General features: G+C 61.0%; 18 protein-coding genes. 15 read left to right on the forward strand and 3 right to left on the reverse strand.

What is annotated here, in order from left to right:
- Positions 1 to 28: 28 nt before the first annotated feature.
- Complete coding sequence (gene cysQ / locus ACST81_RS08365) at positions 29 to 805, reverse strand: 3'(2'),5'-bisphosphate nucleotidase CysQ (protein WP_438752466.1); 777 nt, start codon at positions 803 to 805, stop codon at positions 29 to 31.
- 288 nt (positions 806 to 1,093) lie between these two features.
- On the opposite strand from cysQ, the gene ACST81_RS08370 reads away from it, so the two are divergent.
- The 12 genes from ACST81_RS08370 (at position 1,094) to ACST81_RS08425 (ending at position 15,858) form a co-directional block, all read left to right on the forward strand.
- Positions 1,094 to 2,344, forward strand: a complete 1,251-nt coding sequence (locus ACST81_RS08370; RefSeq protein WP_438752467.1) for a sarcosine oxidase subunit beta family protein — start codon at positions 1,094 to 1,096, stop codon at positions 2,342 to 2,344.
- Between the two features lie 11 nt (positions 2,345 to 2,355).
- Positions 2,356 to 2,634, forward strand: a complete 279-nt coding sequence (locus ACST81_RS08375) for a sarcosine oxidase subunit delta (protein ID WP_438752468.1) — start codon at positions 2,356 to 2,358, stop codon at positions 2,632 to 2,634.
- On the forward strand, positions 2,631 to 5,588 hold the full coding sequence (locus ACST81_RS08380; RefSeq protein ID WP_438752469.1) for a sarcosine oxidase subunit alpha family protein: 2,958 nt from the start codon (positions 2,631 to 2,633) through the stop codon (positions 5,586 to 5,588). Before ACST81_RS08375 ends, ACST81_RS08380 begins: the two co-directional genes overlap by 4 nt.
- A 13-nt stretch (positions 5,589 to 5,601) precedes the next feature.
- Entirely contained in the window at positions 5,602 to 6,156 is a 555-nt protein-coding gene (locus ACST81_RS08385; RefSeq protein ID WP_438752470.1) for a sarcosine oxidase subunit gamma, read from the forward strand.
- 183 nt (positions 6,157 to 6,339) lie between these two features.
- Entirely contained in the window at positions 6,340 to 8,766 is a 2,427-nt protein-coding gene (locus tag ACST81_RS08390; protein WP_438752472.1) for a GcvT family protein, read from the forward strand.
- A 303-nt stretch (positions 8,767 to 9,069) separates the two neighbouring features.
- Complete coding sequence (locus ACST81_RS08395) at positions 9,070 to 9,972, forward strand: branched-chain amino acid ABC transporter permease (RefSeq protein WP_438752473.1); 903 nt, start codon at positions 9,070 to 9,072, stop codon at positions 9,970 to 9,972.
- Positions 9,973 to 9,976: 4 nt separating this feature from the next.
- Positions 9,977 to 11,362 (forward strand): high-affinity branched-chain amino acid ABC transporter permease LivM, encoded by a 1,386-nt coding sequence (gene livM / locus ACST81_RS08400; protein ID WP_438752474.1) that lies wholly within the window; start codon positions 9,977 to 9,979, stop codon positions 11,360 to 11,362.
- Complete coding sequence (locus tag ACST81_RS08405) at positions 11,362 to 12,240, forward strand: ABC transporter ATP-binding protein (protein WP_438753439.1); 879 nt, start codon at positions 11,362 to 11,364, stop codon at positions 12,238 to 12,240. Before livM ends, ACST81_RS08405 begins: the two co-directional genes overlap by 1 nt.
- Positions 12,240 to 12,965, forward strand: a complete 726-nt coding sequence (locus ACST81_RS08410) for an ABC transporter ATP-binding protein (protein ID WP_438752476.1) — start codon at positions 12,240 to 12,242, stop codon at positions 12,963 to 12,965. Before ACST81_RS08405 ends, ACST81_RS08410 begins: the two co-directional genes overlap by 1 nt.
- A gap of 101 nt (positions 12,966 to 13,066) precedes the next feature.
- A complete protein-coding gene (locus tag ACST81_RS08415; protein ID WP_438752477.1) occupies positions 13,067 to 13,411 on the forward strand; it encodes a DUF6867 family protein in 345 nt (114 codons plus the stop codon).
- Positions 13,412 to 13,526: 115 nt separating this feature from the next.
- Positions 13,527 to 14,645, forward strand: coding sequence for a branched-chain amino acid ABC transporter substrate-binding protein (locus ACST81_RS08420; protein ID WP_438752478.1), 1,119 nt, complete (start codon positions 13,527 to 13,529; stop codon positions 14,643 to 14,645).
- Positions 14,646 to 14,883: 238 nt separating this feature from the next.
- Positions 14,884 to 15,858 carry a 2-hydroxyacid dehydrogenase gene (locus ACST81_RS08425; protein ID WP_438752479.1) on the forward strand — a complete coding sequence of 325 codons (975 nt, stop codon included), beginning with the start codon at positions 14,884 to 14,886 and terminating at the stop codon, positions 15,856 to 15,858.
- Here the strand turns inward: ACST81_RS08425 and ACST81_RS08430 are convergent, their stop codons facing one another.
- Positions 15,859 to 16,782, reverse strand: coding sequence for a response regulator (locus ACST81_RS08430; RefSeq protein ID WP_438752480.1), 924 nt, complete (start codon positions 16,780 to 16,782; stop codon positions 15,859 to 15,861).
- The gene (locus ACST81_RS08435; protein ID WP_438752481.1) at positions 16,775 to 20,167 is read right to left on the reverse strand and encodes a hybrid sensor histidine kinase/response regulator; all 3,393 of its coding nucleotides are present in this window, start codon (positions 20,165 to 20,167) and stop codon (positions 16,775 to 16,777) included. Before ACST81_RS08435 ends, ACST81_RS08430 begins: the two co-directional genes overlap by 8 nt.
- A gap of 224 nt (positions 20,168 to 20,391) precedes the next feature.
- Here ACST81_RS08435 and urtA point away from each other — a divergent pair, with 224 nt between their 5' ends.
- The 3 genes from urtA to urtC all read left to right on the forward strand — a co-directional run bounded on the left by urtA (position 20,392) and on the right by urtC (position 24,792).
- Positions 20,392 to 21,681 carry an urea ABC transporter substrate-binding protein gene (gene urtA / locus ACST81_RS08440; protein ID WP_438752482.1) on the forward strand — a complete coding sequence of 430 codons (1,290 nt, stop codon included), beginning with the start codon at positions 20,392 to 20,394 and terminating at the stop codon, positions 21,679 to 21,681.
- 316 nt (positions 21,682 to 21,997) lie between these two features.
- Positions 21,998 to 23,602 carry an urea ABC transporter permease subunit UrtB gene (urtB, locus tag ACST81_RS08445; protein ID WP_438752483.1) on the forward strand — a complete coding sequence of 535 codons (1,605 nt, stop codon included), beginning with the start codon at positions 21,998 to 22,000 and terminating at the stop codon, positions 23,600 to 23,602.
- 8 nt (positions 23,603 to 23,610) lie between these two features.
- Positions 23,611 to 24,792, forward strand: a complete 1,182-nt coding sequence (gene urtC, locus ACST81_RS08450) for an urea ABC transporter permease subunit UrtC (RefSeq protein ID WP_438753441.1) — start codon at positions 23,611 to 23,613, stop codon at positions 24,790 to 24,792.
- Positions 24,793 to 24,796: the final 4 nt, after the last annotated feature.

The following is a 24,796-nucleotide window of genomic DNA, read 5'->3' on the forward strand; positions in this document are numbered from 1 at the left end:
ATCCCCGTCATCGGGCAGGGAATGCGGGTCAGTTCTTGCCGCGCGAGACGAAATGCGGATTGGCGAAATCGACGTCGAAAATCTGGTTGCGCTTGCCATAGGACAAGGGGTTGCCGTCCATGGTCAGGGTTTCGCCACCGGCGGCGCGCAAAACGGCGTCACCGGCCGCCGTGTCCCATTCCATGGTTCGGCTGAGGCGCGGATAAATGTCCGCAAGCCCCTCGGCAAGAAGACAGAATTTCAGCGACGAGCCGACCGATTCGTAATCGGTGATCCCGTGCGCGGCGAGATAGGCGATGGTTTCCTGGCTGTTATGGGAGCGGCTGGCAAGGGCGACAAGCCGGTCGCCTCGGAAGCGACAGCCGATAATTGTCTCGGGGCCGATCGTGGTCTGGCCGGAGACGACGGCCTTCTTCGCCTTGTTGCGGGTGGCGGCATAGAGAATGCCCAGCGCAGGCGCATAGACGACGCCGGCAACCGGTTCCCCCCTTTCGATCAGGGCGATATTGACCGTGAAATCGTGGTTGCGGCCGACGAACTCCTTGGTGCCGTCGAGCGGATCGACCAGAAAGAAGGTCTGGCCGCTAATATCGGGAATCTGACCCGCCGCGACGGCTTCCTCGGCGACGACGGGAATGTCGGGAAAGGCGGCTGCGAGGCGGTCGAGAATGATCCTCTCGGCGCTTTCGTCGGCATCGGTGACGGGGGAGCAGTCGGCCTTGTAGCTGACATCCGGCCCGGCATGGTAGACGTCGAGGATGGCTTTCCCCGCAGCCACGGCCGCCTCCTCCAGGATATCAAGCATTTCAGTCACGAGCCCCTGTGCCATTACTGTTTGCCGGTTGCGCAATCACGCGCGGCGCTGTCCGGCGCATTGAACGTACATCCACATTCCTTACCGGTCTTTTCAAGGAGGAATCTGCAAATTTCCACGACTGTGCCGCATTTGGCACTGTATCTGCATTGCCATTCGGCTAGACGTGCCGATAGCAAGGCGCGAGGCACTCCATCCGCCTTGCCTGCGTGGTCTTTGCGCCGGTCATCGCCTGCGCAAATGTGGCGCTGCAACATCGACAGGTGAATTGGGACTGGCATGCGCTATTCGGCATTCTCGATCGTCAAACACGCGCTCACGGGCAACGTCAACTGGAAGCCCGCCTGGCGACAGCCGGAGCCGAAATCTTTCTATGACGTCATCATTGTCGGCGGCGGCGGTCATGGCCTGGCGACGGCCTATTATCTCGCCAAGGAATTTGGCCTGAAGAACATCGCCGTGCTGGAAAAAGGTTATCTCGGCTCGGGCAATGTCGGCCGCAACACGACGATCGTGCGCTCAAACTACATGCTTCCCGGCAATGAGCCTTTCTACGAGTTTTCGATGAAACTCTGGGAAGGCATGGAGCAGGACCTGAACTACAATGCGATGCTGTCCCAGCGCGGCATCATCAATCTCTATCACAATGACGGCCAGCGCGACGCCTATATCCGCCGCGGCAATGCCATGTGGATGGAGGGCGTTCCGGCCGAGATGCTGGATCGCGCGGCGCTGAAGAAGATGCTGCCCTTCCTCAATTTCGACCATGCCCGTTTCCCGATCCTGGGTGGGCTCCTGCAGAAGCGCGGCGGCACCGCGCGCCATGACGCCGTCGCCTGGGGCTATGCCCGCGCCGCTGACCGTCTCGGCGTCGATCTCATCCAGAATTGCGAAGTCACCGGCATCCGCCGCGAGAACGGTGTCGTCACCGGCGTCGAAACGTCACGCGGCTTCATCGGTTGCGGCAAGCTGGGTCTCGCCGCAGCGGGCAATACGTCACGCGTCGGGCAGATGGCCGATCTGAAACTGCCGATCGAGAGCCATGTTCTGCAGGCCTTTGCCACCGAAGGGCTGAAGCCGGCCATCGACCACGTCATCACCTATGGCGCCGGGCATTTCTACATTTCCCAGTCGGACAAGGGTGGGCTGGTCTTCGGCGCGGAGATCGACGGCTACAATTCATACGCCCAGCGCGGCAATCTGGCGACGGTCGAACATGTGATGGAAGAGGGAGTGACGATGATTCCCGGCCTGTCGCGGGTGCGCGTCCTGCGGTCCTGGGGCGGCGTCATGGACATGAGCATGGACGGCTCACCGATCATCAGCCACACGCCGATCGACAATCTCTACCTGAACTGCGGCTGGTGCTACGGCGGCTTCAAGGCGACGCCGGCCTCCGGCTGGTGTTTCGCCCATCTGATCGCCAAGAACGAGACTCATCCCGTCGCCCGCTTCCTGCGGCTGGATCGCTTCGAGCGCGGCTATCCCATCGACGAACATGGCGCTGGCCCCCAGCCCAACCTGCATTGAGACCTTAAAGAATGGCGAGCCTCATCTCCTGCCCGCATTGTGGCACCCGTCCGAAGGAAGAGTTTTCCATCCGTGGCGACGCGTCGGTCCTGCGTCCCGATCCGGAAGCGTCCGACGAGGCCTGGAACGATTATGTGCATATCCGCGCCAATCCGCGCGGGCGCTATCGTGAGCACTGGCAGCATGTGGCCGGCTGTCGCCGATGGCTGGTCGTCGAGCGCGATACCATGACCCATGAGGTCTATTCCGTGACCGACGGCGCGGCCGCAGCGCGGGAGGCGGCGCGATGACCGCTTATCGTCTTTCCTCCGGCGGCCTGGTCGATCGCACCAACCGTCTCGATTTCAAGTTCGATGGCCGGACCCTGTCGGGCCTCTCAGGTGATACTTTGGCCTCGGCGCTGCTGGCCAATGACCAGCTTCTCGTCGGCCGCAGTTTCAAGTATCACCGCCCGCGCGGCATCGTCACGGCCGGTCCCTCGGAGCCGAACGCGCTGGTGACGATCGGCCAGGGCGCGCGCTCGGACCCCAACACCAAGGCGACGGTTGCCGAACTTTATGCCGGGCTCGATGCCCGCAGCCAGAACCGCTGGCCATCGCTGAAACATGATGTCGGCGCGCTCAACAATCTCCTGTCGCCGTTTCTGTCGGCCGGCTTCTACTACAAGACCTTCATGTGGCCGGCAGCCTTTTGGGAAAAGGTCTATGAACCGATCATCCGCCGGGCCGCCGGTCTTGGCCGCGCCGTGCTGGAGCGCGATCCGGAGACCTACGAGAAGTGCTGGGCGCATTGCGACCTGCTGGTGGTCGGAGCTGGCCCAACGGGCCTGATGGCCGCACGCACCGCCGGCCGCGCCGGGATGCGCGTCATTCTTGCCGATGAAGATTTCCGGCCGGGCGGTTCGTTGCTCTCCGGAACCATCGAGATCGACGGCATGTCGGCACCGGCCTTCGCCGAGGCGCTGCTCGCCGAGCTTCGCTCCCTGCCGAACGTCACGATCATGGCGCGCACCACCGTCTTCGGCTGGTACGACGACAATGTCTTCGGCGCGGTCGAGCGGGTGCAGAAACATGTGGCCCAGCCGCAGGCCAAGCTGCCGGTGGAGCGGCTCTGGCGTATCGTTGCCAAGCGGGCCCTTTTGGCGACTGGCGCCGAGGAGCGGCCTCTGGTGTTTGGCGGCAATGACCGTCCCGGCGTGATGATGGCGAGCGCCGTGCGCACCTATGCCAACCGCTTCAGCGTTGCCTCCGGCAAGTCCGTGGCGATTTTCACCAATGGCAGCGCAGGTTACCGCGCTGCCGCCGATCTCGCCGCCCATGGCATCGAGATTGCCGCCATCATCGACAGCCGACCGGATGCCTCCGACGTGGCCCCGACGGGCGCTCGCGTGATCCGTTCGGGCTCTGTCGTCGATACACACGGCAAGCATCGTGTGTCGGGTATCGTCGTTGAGCGGTCCGGCTTCGAGGAAACGATCGCCTGTGATGCGGTGGCCATGTCCGGTGGCTGGAACCCGGTCATTCATCTTGCCTGCCAGCGCGGCGCAAAGGCCGTCTGGTCGCCAGAGTTGAACAGTTTCCGCGCTCCCGATGTCGGCAACGGTCTCATCTTGGCCGGTGCGGCCGCGGGAACTTATTCGCTGGCGGGATGCCTGGGCGATGGCGCGCGCAAGGCCGCTGCGATCGTTGCCGATCTCGGATTTTCGGCGGTGGCAGAAACCGTGCCGTCCGTGGGCGGCGAGATCGATCCGTCGTTTACCGCACTCTGGTATGCGCCCGGCGCGAAGGCGAAGGCCTTCGTCGATTTCCAGAACGACGTGCATGTGAAGGATTTGGGTCTGGCGCTGCGGGAAGGGTTTGGCCATGTCGAGCATGCCAAGCGCTACACGACCAACGGCATGGCGACCGACCAGGGCAAGTTGTCGGGCATCAACGCGACCGGGCTGCTCGCCGCCATGCAGGGCGTCAGCCCCGCCGATGTCGGTACGACGACCTTCCGGCCCTTCTATACGCCGGTCGCCTTTGGCGCGCTCGCCGGCACGTCGCGCGACGAACATGCGGCACCGGTGCGCAAGTCGCCGCTCTACAATTGGGCCGAGAAGAACGGCGCTGTCTTTGTCGATTCCGGCCTCTGGTATCGCCCCGCCTGGTTTGCCCGCGACGGGGAAAAGACCTGGCGCCAGAGCACCGACCGGGAGGTCCTGAACGTTCGCCAGAATGTCGGCATCTGCGATGTCTCGACGCTGGGCAAGATCGAGATCTATGGGCGGGATGCGGCCGAATTTCTCAATCGGCTTTATTGCAACGCCTTCCTGAAACTGCCGGTCGGCAAGGCACGCTACGGGCTGATGCTGCGCGAGGACGGCATGGTCTATGACGATGGCACGACCAGCCGGCTGTCATCCGAGCACTTCTTCATGACGACGACGACGGCATTGGCCGGCGGCGTCATGTCCCACATGGAATATTGCGCGCAGGTTCTCTGGCCGGACCTCAAGGTCCGCTTCTGCTCATCCACCGACCAGTGGGCGCAGATGGCGATTGCCGGACCGAAGGCCCGCCATGTCGTTCAGGCGCTTGTCGAGGACGATATCTCCGATGCGGCATTCCCGTTCCTGGCGGCGCAAGTCGTGACGTTGAGAGGCGGCCTCAAAGGACGTCTGTTCCGAATTTCGTTTTCCGGTGAACTGGCCTACGAACTCGCCGTCCCTGCCTCCTTCGGCGAGGCCGTCGCCGACGCGGTGATGGACGAGGGCAGGGCACACGGCATCTGCGCCTATGGCCTGGAAGCGCTCAACGTGCTGCGCCTCGAAAAGGGCCATGTCACCCATGCCGAATTCGATGGCCGCGTCACACCCGACGATGCCGGTTTCGGTCGCATGGTCTCCGCGCAAAAACCGGATTTCATCGGCAAGCGGCTGTCGACGCGCTACGGCCTGACGGCGGCGGATCGCATGCAGATGGTCGGATTGAAGCCGGTGGAGACAGACAAGCATATTCGCGCCGGCGCGCATCTGCTGCGCGAGGGCGCCAAGCCATCGACGTTGAACGACCAAGGCTATGTCAGTTCCGCCGGCTTTTCGCCGACGCTCGGCCACGACATCGCGCTCGCCTTCCTCAAATCCGGGCGCGAGCGGTATGGCGAACGCATCGTCGTGTGGGACAGGCTCGGGGGCACGGAATCGGTGGCGGAAGTCTGCCATCCGGTCTTTGTCGATCCCGGCAATGCGAAGTTGAATTCTTGAGACGGATGCGGACATGAGCAAGACTTACATTTCCCGGCATCCTCTCGAAAACTGCATCCCCGCCGACCCCGGCATTCGCGCTGTCGATCATCTGGAGGTCCCGGGAAGCGTGGCGATCTCGACGGTCATGGCGGCGGATGGCGGAGATGCCTTCGTGGCCGCCGCGCTTGCCGCCGGCGGCGACCTGTCCGTGCGTTTCACCGCTCCGGGCGAATGGCTGGCTCTGTCGCTGACCGACACGCCGGAGGTGCTGCAGCGCAATCTGTCGCTGCTTCTGGCCGACGCCGCCTACATCTTCGACCAGAGCGATGGCCGTGTCCTCTTGCGCTTGTCCGGTCCGAACGTTCGGCGCATCCTCGCCAAGGGGGTCGGCACGGATTTGCACCCCGGCGTCTTTGAAGTCGGTACCTCGTCCAATGTTCTCTATGGCCATATCAGCGTCAATCTGGCGCGTGTGGGCGAGAACGAGTTCGAAATGATCGTCATGCGCAGTTTCGCAGAGTCGCTGTTCGACGACCTCAAGCTGATGGGCCGCGAATTCGATCTTTCGGTTGGATTTGTAGCCTGACGATAAAAGCGTCATCGCGTGACGCTTTTACGGCGCTGGTGAAGCAGCGAATGGCGGAAATGGGCAAGGCCTGTTCGCAGCAATGGCTTTCTCCGCGACACCTTTCCCACTACGGTTTCGAAAGCTAGATTTGCCCAATCGAACGGGCCGCTTTTTCCTGGCGCCCGAAACCGGAGAATTTTCATGAAAAGCCATGCCAGAGTCGTCGTAATCGGCGGCGGCGTCGTCGGGTGTTCGATCCTCTACCACCTGACGAAATTCGGCTGGACCGACGTCGTTCTCCTGGAGCGATCGGAGCTGACCTCGGGGTCGACCTGGCATGCCGCAGGCGGCATGCACACGATCAACGGCGACCCGAACGTCGCCAAGCTGCAGAAATATACGGTCGAACTCTACAAGGAAATCCAGGACTATTCCGGCCAGGATATCGGCCTGCACATGACATCGGGCATGATGCTGGCGGCGACCAAGGAGCGGTTCGACTGGATGAAGTCGATCCTCGCCAAGGGCCGCTACATGGGTCTCGACGCGCATCTGTTGACGCCAAAGGAGGCGCATGAACTGATGCCGCTGCTCGACCCCTCGCAGTTCGTCGGCGCCGTGTTCGATCCGGTCGAAGGCCATCTCGATCCCTATGGCACGACGCATGCCTATGCCAAGTCGGCCAAGAAGAACGGCGCCGATATCTACCTGCACACCAAGGTGGAAGATCTCGTGCAGCTGGAAAATGGCTCTTGGCGTGTCATCACCAACAAGGGCGAGATCATAGCCGAGCATGTCGTCAACGCCGCCGGTCTCTGGGCGCGTGAAGTCGGCCGCATGACCGGGCTGGAACTGCCGGTGCTCGCCATGGAACACATGTATCTCATCACCGAGGACATGCCTGAGGTCATCGAATTCAACCAGACGCGTGGCAAGGAACTGATGCACTGCGTCGATTTCGACGGCGAGATCTACCTGCGCCAGGAGCGCAACGGCATGCTGATGGGCACTTACGAAAAGGCCTGCCGCCCCTGGTCGCCGATCACCACGTCCTGGGATTTCGGCCATGAACTGCTGGCCGAGGATATCGAGCGCATCACGCCGGAACTGGAAGTCGGATTCCGCCATTTCCCCGCCTTCAACAAGGCCGGCATCAAGAAAATCATCAACGGCCCCTTCACCTTCTCGCCGGACGGCAATCCGCTGGTCGGCCCGGTCCGTGGCCTCACAAACTACTGGTCGGCCTGCGCCGTCATGGCCGGGTTCAGCCAGGGCGGCGGCGTCGGTCTCGCGCTTGCTAACTGGATCATCTACGGCGATCCGGGCTTCGATGTCTTCGCGATGGATGTCGCGCGCTACGGCGACTTCGCTACGCTCGGCTTCACCAACGCCAAGGTCCGCGAAAACTATTCCCGCCGCTTCTCGATCCGCTATCCGAACGAGGAACTGCCGGGTGCCCGTCCGTTCCTGACGACACCGATCTACGACAAGCTGAAGGATGCCGGCGCCATTTTCGGCGCATCCAACGGACTCGAATCACCGCTCTGGTTCGCGCCGAAGGGCGAGGAGGACACGTTCTCCTGGCGCCGTTCGAACGATTTCGATGTCGTCGGCGCGGAAGCCAGGGCCGTGCGCGACAGCGTCGGTCTGATGGAAACCTCCGGCTTTGCCAAATATGCCATCACAGGCAAGGGTGCCGAGGCCTGGCTCGACCGCATGTTGACCTGCCGCATTCCGGAAGCCGGGCGGATGTCGCTGGCGCCGATGCTCAAGGAGGACGGCAAGCTGATCGGCGATTTCACGCTGGCCAAGCTCGGCGAGGGGGATTTCCTCCTGATCGGTTCCGGCATTGCCGAGGATTATCACATGCGCTGGTTCGAGAGCCACCTGCCCAAGGATGGCTCGGTCAGCATCAAGGCGCTGAACCTGCAACTGGTTGGCCTGTCGATCGCGGGGCCGAATTCCCGTGCACTGATCTCCAAGCTGACCCATCTCGATATGTCGGATGAGGCTTTCGGCTTCATGGATATCCGCAGGATGGATCTCGGCATGGCGCCGGCGATCGTCGGCCGTGTCAGCTATACGGGAGACCTCGGCTACGAGATCTGGATGAAGCCGGAATACCAGCGTTACCTCTACGACCTCATCATGGAAGCGGGCGCCGAGTTCAACATCAAGCTGTTCGGCCTGCGGGCGCTGAATGCGCTGCGTGTCGAAAAGTCCTTCGGCAGCTGGTCGCGCGAATATCGTCCGCTTTACGGTCCGTTCGAAGCCGGTCTTGGCCGATTCGTTGCCTTGAAGAAGGACGCCGATTTCATCGGCAAGGAAGCGGCTGCCAGGGAAAAAGCCGAGGGCGGAAGCCTGCGTCTGCGCACCTTCATCATCGACGCCAGGGATGCCGACGTGATCGGCGACGAGCCGATCTATCTCAATGGCGAAGTTCGCGGTTGGGTCACCTCTGGCGGCTATGCCCATGCTTCGGGCGTTTCGGTTGCCGTCGGCTACGTTCCAAAGGAGATTGCCGACGAAGCGGACGGCTGGCAGGTCGAATTGCTCGGTGAAATGCTCACCGCGCGGCTTCAGACGCAGCCGCTTTTCGATGCCAACGGCTCGCGCATGCGGTCTTGAATGACAATCTACAGTTTGGTGGAAAATCGAAGCCGGGCGCAATGTTCCCGGCTTTTTTGTTTTCCTTAAATCGGTTTATCAAGCAAAAAACTGCTCAAAAGCATGGCTTTTCCTGATGATTATTTGGCTTTTGCACCGATCCGTGCACCATTTTAATCCAAAACCGAAAGAAATTGTCGATGCCGCACTTTTGGGCTTCCTTTTTCTTTCTAAAGCGGTATGGAATCCGCATTGGCAAATGATGCTCTAAAAGGGCACAAAAACAAGAGATATGACCGCATGGATCATATCCGGGGGATATAGATGGAGTATTTTGTCCAGCAGCTCGTCAACGGGCTGACGCTTGGCTCAATTTACGGTTTGATAGCCATTGGCTATACCATGGTTTACGGCATCATCGGCATGGTGAACTTCGCCCACGGCGATATCTTCATGCTGGGCGGTTTTGCCGCATTGATCGTCTATCTGCTGCTGGTTTCGCTGGTTGGCGGTGTGCCGATTGCCTTGGCTTTGCTTATCATGATCGTCGTCGCAATGCTGATGACCGGGTTGTGGAACTGGGTTATCGAAAAGATGGCTTACCGGCCGTTGCGCGGCTCGTTCCGGCTGGCGCCGCTGATCACCGCGATCGGCATGTCGATCGCTCTGTCCAACTTCATTCAGGTGACGCAGGGTCCGCGCAACAAGCCGATCCCGTCCATGGTGTCCTCGGTATATGACGTCTTCGGCATCTCGATTTCGCTGAAGCAGATCATCATCGTTGTCGTGACGGCATCTCTGCTGACGATCTTCTGGTATATCGTCAATCACACGCCGCTCGGCCGGGCACAGCGTGCCACCGAGCAGGACCGCAAGATGGCGGCTCTTCTCGGCATCGACGTCGACAAGACGATCTCGATCACCTTCATCATGGGCGCCGCGCTCGCAGCCGTCGCCGGTACCATGTACCTGATGTATTACGGTGTCATCGTCTTCACCGACGGCTTCACTCCGGGCGTCAAGGCCTTCACTGCCGCGGTTCTGGGTGGCATCGGCTCGCTGCCGGGTGCTGTTCTCGGTGGCCTGATGATTGGCCTCATCGAGTCGCTCTGGTCGGCCTACTTCACCATCGACTACAAGGATGTCGCGACATTCTCGATCCTCGCCATCGTGCTGATTTTCAAGCCGTCCGGTATTCTGGGTCGGCCTGAAGTCGAGAAGGTATAATTTCATGGCAAACATTTCGAACACCAATGAGAGCGCCAGCGGCAATCTGATGGCGCGGGCTCTGCGCGAGGCCTTTTATGCCGGCCTCGTGGCCCTCGGTCTCTTCGTTCTTTTCGTCGGTCTCAAGACCGACCAGAACATCCTGAACGAGTTGATCCTCGTTCAGCGCTGGGGCCTGCTGGCGACTTTCGTCGTCATCGCCATGGTCGGACGCTTCCTGTCGGTCGCCTTCATTCGTCCTTATCTGGCCGAGCGGAAAGCCGCGAAGTCGGCGGCTCCTGTACAGGAAGCCGGCTTCGTTAGCCGCAATTTCAGCATGATCGCGATTATCGCACTGGTCGTCTATCCGCCGATCATGGTCTATTTCTTCGGCTTCCAGGGCTCGCTGAAATGGGTCGATAACTTCGGCATCCAGATCCTCATCTATGTGATGCTAGCCTGGGGCCTGAATATCGTTGTCGGCCTCGCCGGTCTGCTCGATCTCGGCTATGTCGCCTTCTACGCGGTCGGCGCCTATTCCTACGCGCTCCTCTCTGCCCATTTTGGACTGTCGTTCTGGCTGCTCCTGCCGATGGCCGGCATCTTCGCGGCGCTCTGGGGCATCATCCTCGGCTTCCCCGTGCTGCGTCTGAAGGGTGACTATCTCGCGATCGTGACGCTCGCCTTCGGGGAAATCATCCGCCTCGTCCTGATCAACTGGACCGCCGTCACCAAGGGTACGTTCGGAATTTCCGGCATCGCCAAGGCGTCGGTCTTCGGTATCTGGTCGTTCGATGTCAGTGCGACGAACAACTTCGCCAAGGTCTTCGGCCTGCCGATGTCGTCGGCCTATTACAAGATATTCCTGTTCTATCTCATCCTGGCGCTTTGCCTCCTGACCGCCTTCGTGACCATCCGGCTTCGGCGCATGCCGATCGGCCGTGCCTGGGAAGCGCTGCGTGAAGACGAGATCGCCTGCCGGTCTCTCGGGATCAACACCGTCACCACCAAGCTGACGGCGTTTGCCACGGGTGCGATGTTCGGCGGTTTCGCGGGCTCCTTTTTCGCGGTTCGCCAGGGCTTCGTCTCGCCAGAATCCTTCGTGTTCCTAGAATCGGCCATCATCCTTGCCATCGTCGTCCTGGGCGGCATGGGCTCGCTGATCGGGATCGCGGTCGCCGCGACGCTCATGATCGGCGGCACGGAAATGCTGCGCGAGATGGAATTCCTCAAGCACATCTTCGGCCCCGAATTCACCCCCGAACTCTACCGCATGCTGATCTTCGGTCTGGCCATGGTTATCGTCATGGTGTGGAAGCCCCGCGGCTTTGTCGGCTTGCGCGAACCCACGGCATTCCTGCGCGAACGCAAGACTGTCTCCGGCAGTTTCACCAAGGAAGGTCACGGTTGATCATGGCCGGAACGAACACGATGACGAAAGATCCCATCCTCAAAGTCGACCATCTGTCGATGCGCTTCGGCGGCCTCATGGCCATCAACGACCTGTCGTTCGAAGCCTATCGCGGCGACATCACCGCTCTCATCGGCCCGAACGGCGCCGGTAAGACCACGGTCTTCAACTGCATCACCGGCTTCTACAAGCCGACGATGGGCATGATCACGATGCGGCAAAAGGCGGGCAAGGAATTCCTCCTCGAACGCATGTCGGATTTCGAGGTCAACCGCGATGCCAAGGTGGCCCGGACCTTCCAGAACATCCGGCTGTTTTCCGGCCTGACGGTTCTGGAAAACCTGCTGGTCGCGCAGCACAACAAGTTGATGCTGGCCTCGGGCTACACGATCCTCGGTCTGCTCGGGTTCCCCGCCTACAAGAAGGCCGCGGCGCAGTCGATCGAGCAGGCGAAATACTGGCTTGAGAAGGCCAATCTGATCGACCGCGCCGACGATCCGGCAGGCGATCTTCCCTATGGCGCGCAGCGTCGTCTGGAAATCGCCCGTGCCATGTGCACGGGGCCGGAATTTCTCTGCCTCGACGAACCGGCGGCCGGACTCAACCCGCGCGAATCGCTGGCGCTCAACACATTGCTGCGCAGCATTCGCCAGGATACCGGCACGTCGATCCTGCTGATCGAGCACGATATGTCCGTGGTCATGGAGATTTCCGACCATGTCGTCGTGCTTGAATACGGCCAGAAGATTTCGGACGGCAATCCGGACCATGTGAAGAACGATCCGAAGGTTATTGCGGCCTATCTCGGTGTTGAAGATGATGAGGTCGAAGAGGTGATCGAACAGATCGAGCACATCACGCCGGGAGGACCGCTTTGATGAGCGACAATCTCCTGCATGTAAAATCCGTAGAAACCTATTACGGTAATATTCGCGCTCTGGCGGGTGTCGATGTCGAGGTCAAGAAGGGCGAAATCGTCTGCATGATCGGCGCCAACGGGGCCGGCAAGTCGACGCTGATGATGACCATCTGCGGCAGCCCGCAGGCCCGCACCGGTTCGGTGGTCTTCGACGGCCAGGACATTACCCGCATGCCAACGCACGAAATCGCCCGGCTGCGTATCGCACAATCGCCGGAAGGCCGACGCATCTTCCCGCGCATGACCGTGTTCGAAAATCTTCAGATGGGGGCAAGCCTCGACAATCTGAAGTATTTCAACGAGGACGTCGAAAAGATCTTCACGCTGTTTCCGCGCCTCAAGGAACGCCAGGCACAGCGCGGCGGAACGCTCTCGGGCGGCGAGCAGCAGATGCTGTCGATCGGCCGTGCGCTGATGGCCCGCCCGAAGCTTTTGCTCCTGGACGAGCCATCGCTCGGCCTCGCGCCACTGATCGTCAAGGGCATCTTTGCGGCAATCAAGAAGCTCAACGAGACTGAAGGGCTGACGGTCTTCCTCGTCGAGCAGAACGCCTTTGCTGCCTTGAAGCTGTCGCACCGTGGCTATGTCATGGTCAACGGCAGGGTAACGATGAGCGGCTCGGGCAAGGAACTGCTCGCCAATCCGGAAGTTCGTGCCGCCTATCTCGAAGGTGGCCATCATTGATCCCGCGCTGTCGCCGGGCTGCCGGCGATGGGCAGAGTTTGGGAATTGAGGCGCAGGGCAGGGACGTTTTCTCGCCGCCGGTGCTTTGAAGGGAGCAAGGAATGCAGGGCATTCTCTACGAAGAACCGACCATCTGGCAGTTTCTGCTGGTGACCGTGATCATGGGCGGCTGGACCGCCTGGCGAACGGGAAAGAGCTGCGCCGACAACTGGAGCAGCTACGCGACGCTGGTGGTCTACACGCTGCTCCTGGGGGTCGCTATCCGCTTCATCCATCATGCACTTTTTGAAGGCTCGATGCTGACGGCCCAGTACTATGTCGTGGACACGGTCATTCTTTTGTTGTTTGCTACGGCCGGTTATCGCTTCTACCGGACGAAGCAGATGACGGAAAAATACTACTGGCTTTATGAGAAGGCGTCGCCCTTCTCCTGGAAAGCCAAATGACAGAGGGAACCGCGCCAGCCGCTCGCGCTGACGCGGATATAAGAAAACCGGGGCGATTATGGCGGGTATCGTGACCGGTTTAAAAACACCCGCTCAATTTTTTGGGAGTAACAAGATGAAGAAATCACTTTTGTCTGCTGTCGCGCTGACTGCAATGGTCGCCTTCAGCGGCAATGCCTGGGCCGATATCCTGATCGGCGTCGGTGGCCCGATCACCGGTCCGAACGCCGCATTCGGCGCGCAGCTGCAGAAGGGTGCCGAGCAGGCGGCTGCCGACATCAATGCAGCCGGCGGCATTAACGGCGAGCAGATCAAGGTCGTGCTCGGCGATGACGTGTCCGATCCGAAGCAGGGCGTTTCGGTCGCCAACAAGTTTGTTGCCGATGGCGTCAAGTTCGTTGTCGGTCACTTCAACTCGGGCGTTTCCATCCCGGCTTCGGAAGTCTACGCCGAAAACGGCGTCCTGCAGATTTCCCCGGCTTCGACCAACCCGACCTACACCGAACGCGGTCTGTGGAACACCTTCCGCACCTGCGGTCGTGACGATCAGCAGGGTGCCGTTGCCGGCGCGTTTATCGCTGCAAACTTCAAGGACGCCAAGATTGCCGTTCTTCACGACAAGACCCCGTATGGTCAGGGCCTTGCCGATGAAACCCGGAAGGCAGCAAACGGTGCTGGTATCACGGAAGCCGTCTATGAAGGCGTGAATGTCGGCGACAAGGACTTCTCGGCTCTCATCGCAAAGATGAAGGAAGCTGGCGTATCGGTCGTCTACTGGGGTGGTCTGCACACCGAATTCGGCCTCATCGAGCGCCAGTCCGCCGACCAGGGTCTGAAGGCGACCTTCATCTCGGGTGACGGCATCGTCTCGAACGAACTGGCTTCGATTGCCGGCGACGCAGTCGATGGCACGCTGATGACGTTTGCTCCGGATCCGCGCAAGAACGAAGCTGCAAAGGAACTCGTCGAGAAGTTCCGCGCTGCCGGTTTCGAGCCGGAAGCCTACACGCTCTACGCTTATGCTGCCGTTCAGGTCATCGCTGAAGGCGCCAAGGCTGCCGGCGGCAACGATCCGCAGGCTGTTGCCGAAGCCATCAAGGCCAAGGGTCCGTTCAAGACTGCCATCGGCGAACTCGGCTTCGACGAAAAGGGCGACATCACCCGTCCGGACTACGTCATGTACACCTGGAAGAAGGGTGACGACGGCAAGTACACCTACGTCGAGAACGAATAATCGTTTTCAGAAATCCGATTGGTCTCAGGATCGCGAAAGGCCCGGTTTTGCCGGGCCTTTTTGCGTTTCCACCATGCCGGTGCAAGGCGTTCTGCCGAACGACGACCTGTCCGTCCTGAAGAGTGGACCGGACGCCGGTACCTTCTCCGAGCCGTACAGCACTTTCATAAAAACGACCGCTGATTGGCGGCCATTCCTGTGTTACGTGTCAATTCCGGAATCGATTCAGGAGTAACCGATGGCTGAGACGCAACGCATCCTCGTGACCCGCCGCTGGCCCGGCGCCGTCGAGCAGGCTCTTTCGGAGCGGTTCGATACGGTTTTCAACGGGCCGGACGATCCGATGGATGCGGCGGCCCTTGCCGATGCCCTGCGCAATTTCGATGCCGTCCTGCCGACCGTCTCCGATCGTCTGCCGGCCGCGCTGTTCGAGGGCGGTGGCCTGCGCGCGAAAATCCTTGGAAATTTCGGCGTTGGCTACAATCATATCGACGTCGCGGCCGCCAAAGCGAGTGGCATCGTCGTTACCAATACGCCGGGCGTGCTGACCGACTGCACCGCCGATATCGCCATGTCGCTGCTTCTTTCCATCTCACGGCGGACAGGCGAGGGCGAGCGGCAGGTCCGAGCCGGCGAATGGACCGGTTGGCGTCCGACGCATATGATCGGCACCAAGGTCACGGGCAAGACGTTGGGGATCATCGGTTTCGGCCGCATCGGCAAGGCGATGGCAAAACGCTGCCACTTCGGCTTCGACATGGATGTCGTCTTCTACAATCGCTCGAAGGTCGATCCGGCCGAAGCCGCGCGGTATGGCGCGCGCCAACTCGCCACAGTCGACGAGGTTCTGGCGATCGCCGATTTCGTCTCGCTGCATTGCCCGGGCGGCGGTGAGAACCGACATCTGATCGATGCCCGTCGGCTCAAGATCATGAAACCCGGCGTCTACCTGATCAACACCGCGCGCGGCGACGTCGTCGATGAGACGGCGCTGATCGAAGCTTTGGAAGCCGGCACCATTCGGGGCGCCGGTCTCGACGTCTTCGAGGCAGAACCCGTCGTTCCCGAACGCCTGCGCGCGCTCGACAATGTTGTGCTCCTGCCGCATCTCGGTAGCGCGACGGAAGAGACGCGGACGGCCATGGGCATGAAGGTGGTGGACAATATCACCGCCTTCTTCGAAGGCCGCGAACCGCCGGACAGGGTCGCCTGATCACTCCTGATGCAGCACTTTGGCCGCCTTGACGGCGGCTGACGCCCGGTTTTCGACACCGAGCTTGACGTAGATCTGCTCCAGGTGCTTGTTGACCGTGCGGGCGCTCAATCCCAGGATCTCGCCGATATCACGATTGGATTTGCCCTTGGCAATCCACAGCAGCACTTGCGCCTCGCGCACCGTCAGCGAAAAATTCTGCCGCAGGATTTCATCGTCGGTTGTCTGGCTGACGCCGGTCAGGCGAAACAGGAATTCATCGCCGCCGATCGCGCCGAGATAGGCAAGCTGTAGCACGGGCACGCCGTTCTGGTGGATCATCAGTGGGCTATCCTTGGCCGCACCGTGCTTTTCGCGCTCCTGCAGCCATTGGCGGATAGGAACGATCAGTATATCCAGTCCGTCGTCGCGTCCGGTGGCCGCATTGGCCAGTCGGGTTGCCTGCGGCGTCGACCAGTGAATATTACCGGTGCCGCGCACCGCAAGGAGATGCCGTCCGGCTGCATCCAGCGCCACGCGGGCACTTTGGGCGGAACGCGCATTGGCCAAGTGAACGCGGATACGGGCGCGCAGCTCGTCGATATTGATGGGCTTCGAGAGATAATCGACGCCGCCGGATTCCAGTGCGTGGACGATGTGCTCCGTTTCGGTCAGCCCGGTCATGAAGATCACCGGCACCTGGGCCACCGCCGGGTTCGTCTTCAGTGCCCGGCAGGTATCGAAACCGTCCATGCCCGGCATGACCGCGTCCATGAGAATGACGTCGGGTGTGATGCGATCGACCACCTTGATCGCCGCATTGCCGGAGGTGGCGATCAGCACGGAAAAGCCGGACTGCTCGAGCGCGTCGGTCAGGAACCCCAGCGTCTCGGGACTGTCATCCACGATGAGCACGATGTCGCGTGGATGCACGATTTCATTCACCAGCCGGTCTCCCCTGTTTGTTGATGTTGTGCAGGAAGTCGGCATAACCGGCAAGGTCGAAAGCCTGCACATAGGCGCGGACGGCATCGGTGAACGGCTGATTTTCCTCTATGCGGGCGAGGTCCGCGAGCTTGGCCTCGATGCCTCTGATATAACCGATCTCGCCGAGGCGGATCAGTTCCTCGACATGGGTGACGCCCGGGGTCTTTACCGTGCCATTGGCCTTTCGTTTGGCCGGCAGCGGCAACCTATCATTATAGGTCCATTCCAGTGCTAGGTGGATGGCGAGTTTGTCCTGTAACTGGCGGATATCGAAGGGCTTGGCGAGTGTGTCGTTATGACCGGTCTGCGCGTCGGCTGCTGTTCCGTCGCCGATATTGGCCGACAGCATGATGATCGGCGCCGTCTGCGCGTAGTCGTCGCGCAGCCGCGTCACCAGCTGCCATCCGCTCATGCCCGGCATGGAAATGTCGATCAGAAACAGATCGGGCTGGATACCCTCGATCAGCGTCAGGCATTCCGGACCGCCGGCGGCCGTCAGGACGACGAAATCGAGCGGCATCAACACTTCGCGCATCAGGTCGCGGTGGTCCTCGTTGTCGTCAACCACGACGATGGTGCGCCGGGGGCCCGCATAGCCGACGATCTTGCGGATCGAGGGCAGGGCGGCGGTCGGCCGGTCGATCGCCGAGAGCATCAGGCGGACCTTGAAGGTTGAGCCCGCACCGCGCTCGCTCTCGACGACGATGTCGCCGCCAAGTGTCTGGGTGAGCAGGCGGGTGATCGTCAAGCCCAGGCCAAGACCGGGCATCGGCCGAATGTGTTCTGCCTCGCCGCGCTGGAAGGGTTCGAAAATGCGCGGGAGATCGGTCTGTGAAATGCCACGTCCCGTGTCGGATACCGTGAACGTCGCCACCTGGCTGCGATAGGCGACATCGAAGCGGATAGTACCGGCATCGGTGAACTTGATGGCGTTGGACAGGAGATTGACGAGGATCTGCCGTAGCCGCTTCTCGTCGGTGCGGACATATTGCGGTAGGGCACTGGCCCGCTCGTGCCCGAATACCAACCCCTTCGCCTGCGCCTGCGGGCGGAACATGTCGGCGATCTGGTCGAGAAAATCCTGGATATTGATTTCGTTGGAATAAACCTGCAACCGCCCCGCCTCGATCTTGGATATGTCCAGCAGTCCATCGATCAGCCCGGAGAGGTGATCGGCGCTGCGCTTGATCACCTTGATGGCGGACTGTCGCGGAGCCGGGATTGTCTCGTCGCGCTCCAGGATCTGCGCGTAGCCGAGCACCGCGTTGAGCGGTGTGCGCAATTCGTGGCTGAGGCCAACGACATAGCGGCTCTTGGCGCGGTTGGCCGCTTCCGCCGTTTCCTTGGCATACTGCAGTGCCGCGTCGGTTTTCTTGTGGGCGGCGATTTCCTTCAGCAGCAGCGTGTTTTGCCGAGAGGATTCTTCCTCGGCCACCAGCCGGCTGTCATGGGCCAGCACATAGAACCAGCAGACGATACCGGTGACGACGGCAAAGACGAAGAAGACGATCCCGATCGTGCGGTTGATCACCGCAGCGGTTTCCGGCGACGCCGTGCCGGTCTGATGGGCGATCATCGCCAGGATCACGGCAATGCCGGCGACCGAGAGCACGACGGCGATGCCGTAGCGCCCAAGCCGGGTCGACAGCGTTTCCGTCACCTTTTGCGGCAGCAGCGCCTTGGCGACGGCGGCGGTCTGGGCGTTGAAGCTCGCATGCGGCTTGCACATGTCGTGGCAGCGGCTGTCGAGCGAGCAGCAGAGCGAACAGATCGGCGCGGAATAGGCGGGGCACCAGGCCATGTCTTCCGGCTCGAACGGATGTTCGCAGATCGAGCATGTGACGGTCGGCTTGAGCTTCCAGCTCTGGCGTGGCTTGCGGGCAAGATAATATTTGCCCTTCGTTGCCCAGGCGATCAACGGCGAGACGACGAGCGCGGTGATCAGCGCGATATAGGGTGCCAGGGACGCTGCAATGGCGCCCATGGCGCCGAAATGGGCGGTGAGCGCGATCAGCGCCGACACAGTCATCGCGCCGACACCAACCGGGTTGATGTCGTAGAGATGGGCGCGCTTGAATTCGATATTGGGCGGCGCCAGACCGAGCGGCTTGTTGATGAAGAGATCGGCCGAGATCGTGCACAGCCAGGCCATGGCGATGATCGAGAAGATGCCGAGCGTTTCCTCCAGCAGCTTGTAGATGCCGAGTTCCATCAGAAGCAGCGCGATCGCCACATTGAACATCAGCCAGACGACACGGCCGGGATGACTGTGGGTCAGGCGGGAGAAGAAATTCGACCAGGCGAGCGAGCCTGCATAGGCGTTCATCACGTTGATCTTTAACTGCGACACGACCACGAAGGCCGCCATCAGCAGAAGCGCCGCATTGTGCCAGGGGATCATGTAGCCGAAGGCGGTCAGGTACATGTGGGCGGGATCGGCGGCATCCTCGACCGGCACGCCGCCGCTAAGGCAGAGCACGACGAGGAACGAGCCCGCGAGCAGTTTCGGTGCGCCGACGATGACCCAGCCGGAGCCGGCCAGGAACACCGCAATCCGGTGATGCAGCTTGCGTTGGCCTTCGGGCGGCAGAAAGCGCAGGAAGTCCACCTGTTCGCCGATCTGCGCCATCAGGGCGAGGATGACGGCGGAAGCCGCGCCGAACTCGATCAGCGAAAAGGGCGCAAGCGTGCCCGGCTCGCCCGCCGGCTTTGCAGCCCCGGCAAAGGCAAGCCAGAGGTCGAACGTGCCCCAGTCGGCGAATGCGATGAAAATGAAGGGCAGAATGTTGAGGATGATCCAGAAGGGCTGGGTCATCAACTGGAACTTGCTGATCAGCCGCACGCCATGCGTCACCAGCGGGACGACCATGATGGCGCTGATGATGTAGCCGATCCAGACGGGAATGCCGAGCGCCAGCTCCAGCGCCGCCGACATGATCGAGGCCTCGATGGCAAACAGCATGAAGGTGAACGAGGCGTAGATCAGCGAGGTGATCGTCGAGCCGATATAGCCGAAGCCGGCACCGCGGGTGAGCAGATCGATATCCACCCCGTGGCGGATGGCATAGCGGCTGATCGGCAGGCCGACGCCGAGCATGACGAGGCTGGCTGCGAGAATGGCGATGATGGCATTGGTCGTGCCGTAGGACAGCGTGATCGCCCCGCCGATCGCTTCCAGCGCCAGAAAGGAAATGGCACCGATGGCCGTCTGCGAAATGCGTTGCGAGGAAAATTGCCGGGCGCTCTTGGCGGTAAAGCGCAGCGCATAGTCTTCCAGCGTCTGGTTGGCGACCCAGCGATTATACTCGCGCCGGACCGGAATGATGCGCTGGCGTGCTGTCATCGGATGCGTGGATTTCCCTTGATGCTCTACCCGCGGCTTCGTTGAAGGCCGCCTTGGTGTCGTAGCATAGATGTGGACCGGCATTAAGTGTGCTGCGCTGCACACTTCGCCACCCCGCCTACGTCAATTGACGTATACATGTTTCGTGAAGCCCGGCGGATAGTTCCTTTACGAACGGTAAATGTCTCCCAAGAGCCGTCGTCAAAGAACGAGAGGGGTTCACAATGAAATTCAAATCTCACGTCATGGGCGCGTTCCTCGCCGGTGCGCTTGCCACGAACGCGTTTTCCAGCGTCTACGCCGCCGAAGACACGATCAAGGTCGGTATCCTGCATTCGCTGTCCGGCACCATGGCCATCTCCGAGACCACGCTCAAGGACGCCATGCTGATGCTCATCGAGGATCAGAACAAGAAGGGCGGCCTCTTGGGCAAGAAGCTCGAAGCTGTTGTCGTCGACCCGGCCTCCGACTGGCCGCTGTTTGCCGAAAAGGCCCGCGAGCTGATCTCCGTCAACAAGGTTTCGGCCGTGTTCGGTTGCTGGACCTCGTCGTCGCGCAAGTCCGTCCTGCCGGTCTTCGAAGAACTCAATTCGCTGCTGTTCTACCCGGTCCAGTACGAGGGTGAGGAATCCTCGCGCAACATCTTCTACACCGGTGCCGCGCCGAACCAGCAGGCCATTCCGGCCGTCGACTACCTGATGAACACGGAAGGCGTCGAGCGTTTCGTTTTGGAAGGCACCGACTATGTCTATCCGCGCACGACCAACAAGATCCTCGAAGCCTACCTGATCGCCAAGGGCATTCCGAAGGAAGACATCCTGATCAACTACACGCCGTTCGGTTTCTCCGACTGGCAGACGGAAGTGGCCAAGATCAAGGAATTCGGTTCAGCCGGCAAGAAGACCGCCGTCGTCTCGACCATCAATGGCGATGCCAACGTGCCGTTCTACAAGGAACTCGGCAACAAGGGCATCAAGGCAACCGACATTCCGGTCATCGCCTTCTCGGTCGGCGAAGAAGAACTGGCCGGTCTCGACACCAAGCCGCTCGTCGGCCACCTCGCTGCCTGGAACTACTTCCAGTCGGTCGAAGCGCCTGCCAATGCCGAATTCATCAAGGAATGGCACGCCTTCACCAAGAACGACAAGCGCGTGACCAACGACCCGATGGAAGCTGCCTATATCGGCTTCAAGGCTTGGGTTTCGGCCGTTGAAGCAGCCGGCACGACCGATACGGACGCCGTTCTCGACACGATCATCGGCACCACCGTTCCAAACCTTTCGGGCGGCTATGCCACCGTCATGCCGAACCACCACATCACCAAGCCGGTGCTGATCGGTGAAATCCAGGAAGACGGCCAGTTCGAAATCGTCCAGCAGACCCCGGCCGTCGTCGGTGACGAATGGTCCGACTACCTGCCGGACTCGAAGGACCTGATCTCCGACTGGCGCAAGCCTATGTCCTGCGGCAACTTCAACGTTGCAACCGGCAAGTGCGGCGGCAAAGGTTCCTGATACAGAGCCTCTGATTTCATCAAGGCCAGCATAATCCGAAGCGGTGTCCGCACCGCTTCGACAAATGATCCAGTGACCTTTTGATTTTCATGCCGATACCCTCCGTCGAGGTCTCCCACCTCGGCGGAGGACTTGTCTCCCTTCGCCGTCTATCTGGCATGGTTCCTGCATCGTGCGGAGGGAGGGATGCGGTTCCCGAGACCGTTTTCCCCGATTTGATCGTCGGGCGAGCGAATTGCGGAAATCTTAAGCAGCGGCGCCAGCATCGACATTGCCCGGAATGCACGGCGTCAAGCCAACGGAACAAGAAGAGCTCATGTATCGCGCCATCCAGACTTTCCTTGTCGCTCTCTGCCTGCTCGTCAGTTGCCTCGCAACTGGCCTGCGCGCACAGGAGGACATCCGTCCGCTGGTCGACGCGCTCGGCGCCGGCGGATTCCCGCAGAAGATAGAAGCTGTTGGAAAGCTCGCAGCTTCCGGTGACGCCAAGGTCGCTGAAATCCTGCAGAACCTCAGCGACGGAAAGCTCTATGCCCCGAAAACCGGGGGTGCTGTCTGCCTCGAAGGCCCAGATAGCAGCTATCTCGACGTCCTGACCGGCGCTCCGGTCGCGGACGCTCCCGGCAATCTTGCCAAAATCCGTCTGAACAATGGCTTGCGTGGCGCCATCGGAGCCGCGCTCAGCCAGTTGACCCTTCTGAGCCCAGACCGCGCGGACCGCTTGGCCGCATCGCAGGACCTGCTCAAGGATGCCAACCCGGACAATCTCGACCTTCTGAACTCGGCACTTGCGAAGGAGCAGGACGCCGAAATCAAGGCGACGATGGAAGCCGCCCGCGCCGTCATCCTCCTGAAGACCGATGCCAGCGCCGAAGACAAGAAGGCGGCGATCGACACCATTGCGGCGCGCGGCAATCGCGATGCGCTGGCGATCCTGACGGCGGCGATGGACAACGCGCCGGACGACCTGAAGCCTGCCATCCAGACGAACATCGATTCCATCAACCGCAGCCTCGCGGTGTGGGACGTCTTCCAGAACATCTGGTACGGCCTGTCGCTCGGCTCCGTGCTGTTGCTCGCGGCCATCGGTCTCGCCATCACCTTCGGCGTCATGGGCATCATCAACATGGCGCATGGCGAAATGGTCATGCTGGGTGCCTACACGACCTATGTCGTGCAACAGACGATCAATACCGTCGCACCGGGCATGAGCGATTATTCGCTGGTCTTCGCCGTTCCCGCCGCCTTCGTCTTCACCGGCCTGGTCGGCATCGCCATCGAACGCAGCGTCATCCGCTGGCTCTATGGCCGGCCGCTCGAAACCCTTCTGGCGACCTGGGGCATTTCGCTGATCCTGCAGCAGGCGATCCGGACGATCTTCGGCCCCACCAACCGGCAGGTCGACAATCCAAGCTGGATGTCCGGCGTGTTCGAAATCGGCGGCCTCTCCAGCACCTGGAACCGTCTCTGGATCATCCTGTTCTCTCTCAGCGTGTTCGTTGCATTACTGCTGCTTCTCAAGCGCTCCAAGTTTGGCCTGCAGATGCGCGCCGTCACGCAGAACCGCCGGATGGCATCGTCGATGGGCATTCGTACGCCCTGGGTCGATGCGCTGACCTTCGGTCTTGGCTCGGGCATCGCCGGTATGGCGGGCGTGGCGCTTAGCCAGATCGATAACGTCTCGCCCAATCTCGGCCAGAGCTACATCATCGACAGCTTCATGGTCGTGGTCTTCGGCGGGGTCGGCAATCTCTGGGGCACGCTTGTCGGTGCCTTCTCGCTCGGCATCGCCAACAAGTTCCTTGAGCCCTATGCCGGTGCGGTGCTGGGCAAGATCATCATCCTCATTCTCATCATTCTCTTCATCCAGCGGCGGCCACGCGGCCTGTTCGCGCTCAAGGGAAGGGCGATCGAACAATGATTGCGCAAATGCTGTTCTCGCGACATGAAAAGAAGACGGTCTGGGCTATCGGCCTGATCCTTCTGGTAGCTGCCCTCGTGCCGCTCACCAACCTCCTCATCCCCGATGGCAATTTCCTGCACGTCCCGGATCATCTCGTGCCGTTGCTTGGAAAATACCTGTGCTACGCGCTTCTGGCCTTGGCGCTGGATCTCGTCTGGGGCTATTGCGGCATTCTCTCGCTCGGCCACGGGGCCTTCTTCGCGCTCGGCGGTTACGCCATGGGCATGTACCTGATGCGCCAGATCGGCGATCGCGGCGTCTATGCCAATCCGCTGCTGCCGGATTTCATGGTCTTCCTGAACTGGAGCGAACTGCCCTTGTACTGGACCGGCTTCAACCATTTTGCCTTCGCGGCGCTGATGGTCTTCCTGGTCCCCGGCATTCTGGCTTTCGTGTTCGGCTGGTTCGCCTTCCGCTCCCGCGTCACCGGCGTTTATCTGTCGATCATCACCCAGGCGATGACCTATGCGCTGCTTCTCGCCTTCTTCCGCAACGAGATGGGCTTCGGCGGCAACAATGGCCTGACCGACTTCAAGGAAATCCTCGGCTACAATGTTCAAGCGGGCAGCACACGCGCAACGCTGTTTGCAGCCACGGCGATCGCTCTTGCCCTTGCGCTGCTTCTGAGCTCCGCCATCGTCCGTTCGAAATACGGCAAGGTGCTCGTCGGCGTGCGTGATGCGGAAAGCCGCACCCGCTTCCTGGGTTATCGCGTCGAAAACATGAAACTGTTCATCTTCACCGTCTCGGCGATGATGGCGGGCGTTGCGGGTGCGCTCTACGTGCCGCAGGTCGGCATCATCAACCCCGGTGAGTTTGCCCCGGCCAACTCGATCGAAGTGGTCATCTGGACCGCTGTCGGCGGGCGCGGCACGCTGATCGGGCCGATCATCGGTGCTGTCCTCGTCAACTTCGGCAAGAGCATCTTCACTGCCGCTTTCCCTGAGTTCTGGCTGTTTGCACTCGGTGCGCTGTTCGTCGCGACCACCCTCTTTCTGCCGAAGGGCGTGGTCGGCACGGTGCAGCAATATCTCGCCCGGCGCCAGGAGCAGAAGAAGGCCGATGCGATCGAGAAGGCCTATCAGGAAAAGGCGTCAGCCAAGCCGGATGCAGCGCTTGCAACACTTGAACCCCAGGCTGCGGAGTAAGATC

Source organism: Pararhizobium sp. O133 (assembly GCF_051669845.1).
Taxonomy (GTDB): Bacteria; Pseudomonadota; Alphaproteobacteria; order Rhizobiales; family Rhizobiaceae; genus Pararhizobium.

Bases quoted from the DNA above. Each gene is read 5' to 3' on its own strand.
- ACST81_RS08420 (WP_438752478.1), top strand. From the start codon at position 13,527: ATGAAGAAATCACTTTTGTCTGCTGTCGCGCTGACTGCAATGGTCGCC.
- urtC (WP_438753441.1), top strand. From the start codon at position 23,611: ATGCTGTTCTCGCGACATGAAAAGAAGACGGTCTGGGCTATCGGCCTG.
- ACST81_RS08375 (WP_438752468.1), top strand. From the start codon at position 2,356: ATGGCGAGCCTCATCTCCTGCCCGCATTGTGGCACCCGTCCGAAGGAA.
- ACST81_RS08395 (WP_438752473.1), top strand. From the start codon at position 9,070: ATGGAGTATTTTGTCCAGCAGCTCGTCAACGGGCTGACGCTTGGCTCA.
- urtA (WP_438752482.1), top strand. From the start codon at position 20,392: ATGAAATTCAAATCTCACGTCATGGGCGCGTTCCTCGCCGGTGCGCTT.
- ACST81_RS08435 (WP_438752481.1), bottom strand. From the start codon at position 20,167: ATGACAGCACGCCAGCGCATCATTCCGGTCCGGCGCGAGTATAATCGC.
- ACST81_RS08370 (WP_438752467.1), top strand. From the start codon at position 1,094: ATGCGCTATTCGGCATTCTCGATCGTCAAACACGCGCTCACGGGCAAC.
- cysQ (WP_438752466.1), bottom strand. From the start codon at position 805: ATGCTTGATATCCTGGAGGAGGCGGCCGTGGCTGCGGGGAAAGCCATC.
- ACST81_RS08380 (WP_438752469.1), top strand. From the start codon at position 2,631: ATGACCGCTTATCGTCTTTCCTCCGGCGGCCTGGTCGATCGCACCAAC.
- ACST81_RS08415 (WP_438752477.1), top strand. From the start codon at position 13,067: ATGCAGGGCATTCTCTACGAAGAACCGACCATCTGGCAGTTTCTGCTG.
- livM (WP_438752474.1), top strand. From the start codon at position 9,977: ATGGCAAACATTTCGAACACCAATGAGAGCGCCAGCGGCAATCTGATG.
- urtB (WP_438752483.1), top strand. From the start codon at position 21,998: ATGTATCGCGCCATCCAGACTTTCCTTGTCGCTCTCTGCCTGCTCGTC.
- ACST81_RS08385 (WP_438752470.1), top strand. From the start codon at position 5,602: ATGAGCAAGACTTACATTTCCCGGCATCCTCTCGAAAACTGCATCCCC.
- ACST81_RS08410 (WP_438752476.1), top strand. From the start codon at position 12,240: ATGAGCGACAATCTCCTGCATGTAAAATCCGTAGAAACCTATTACGGT.
- ACST81_RS08390 (WP_438752472.1), top strand. From the start codon at position 6,340: ATGAAAAGCCATGCCAGAGTCGTCGTAATCGGCGGCGGCGTCGTCGGG.
- ACST81_RS08425 (WP_438752479.1), top strand. From the start codon at position 14,884: ATGGCTGAGACGCAACGCATCCTCGTGACCCGCCGCTGGCCCGGCGCC.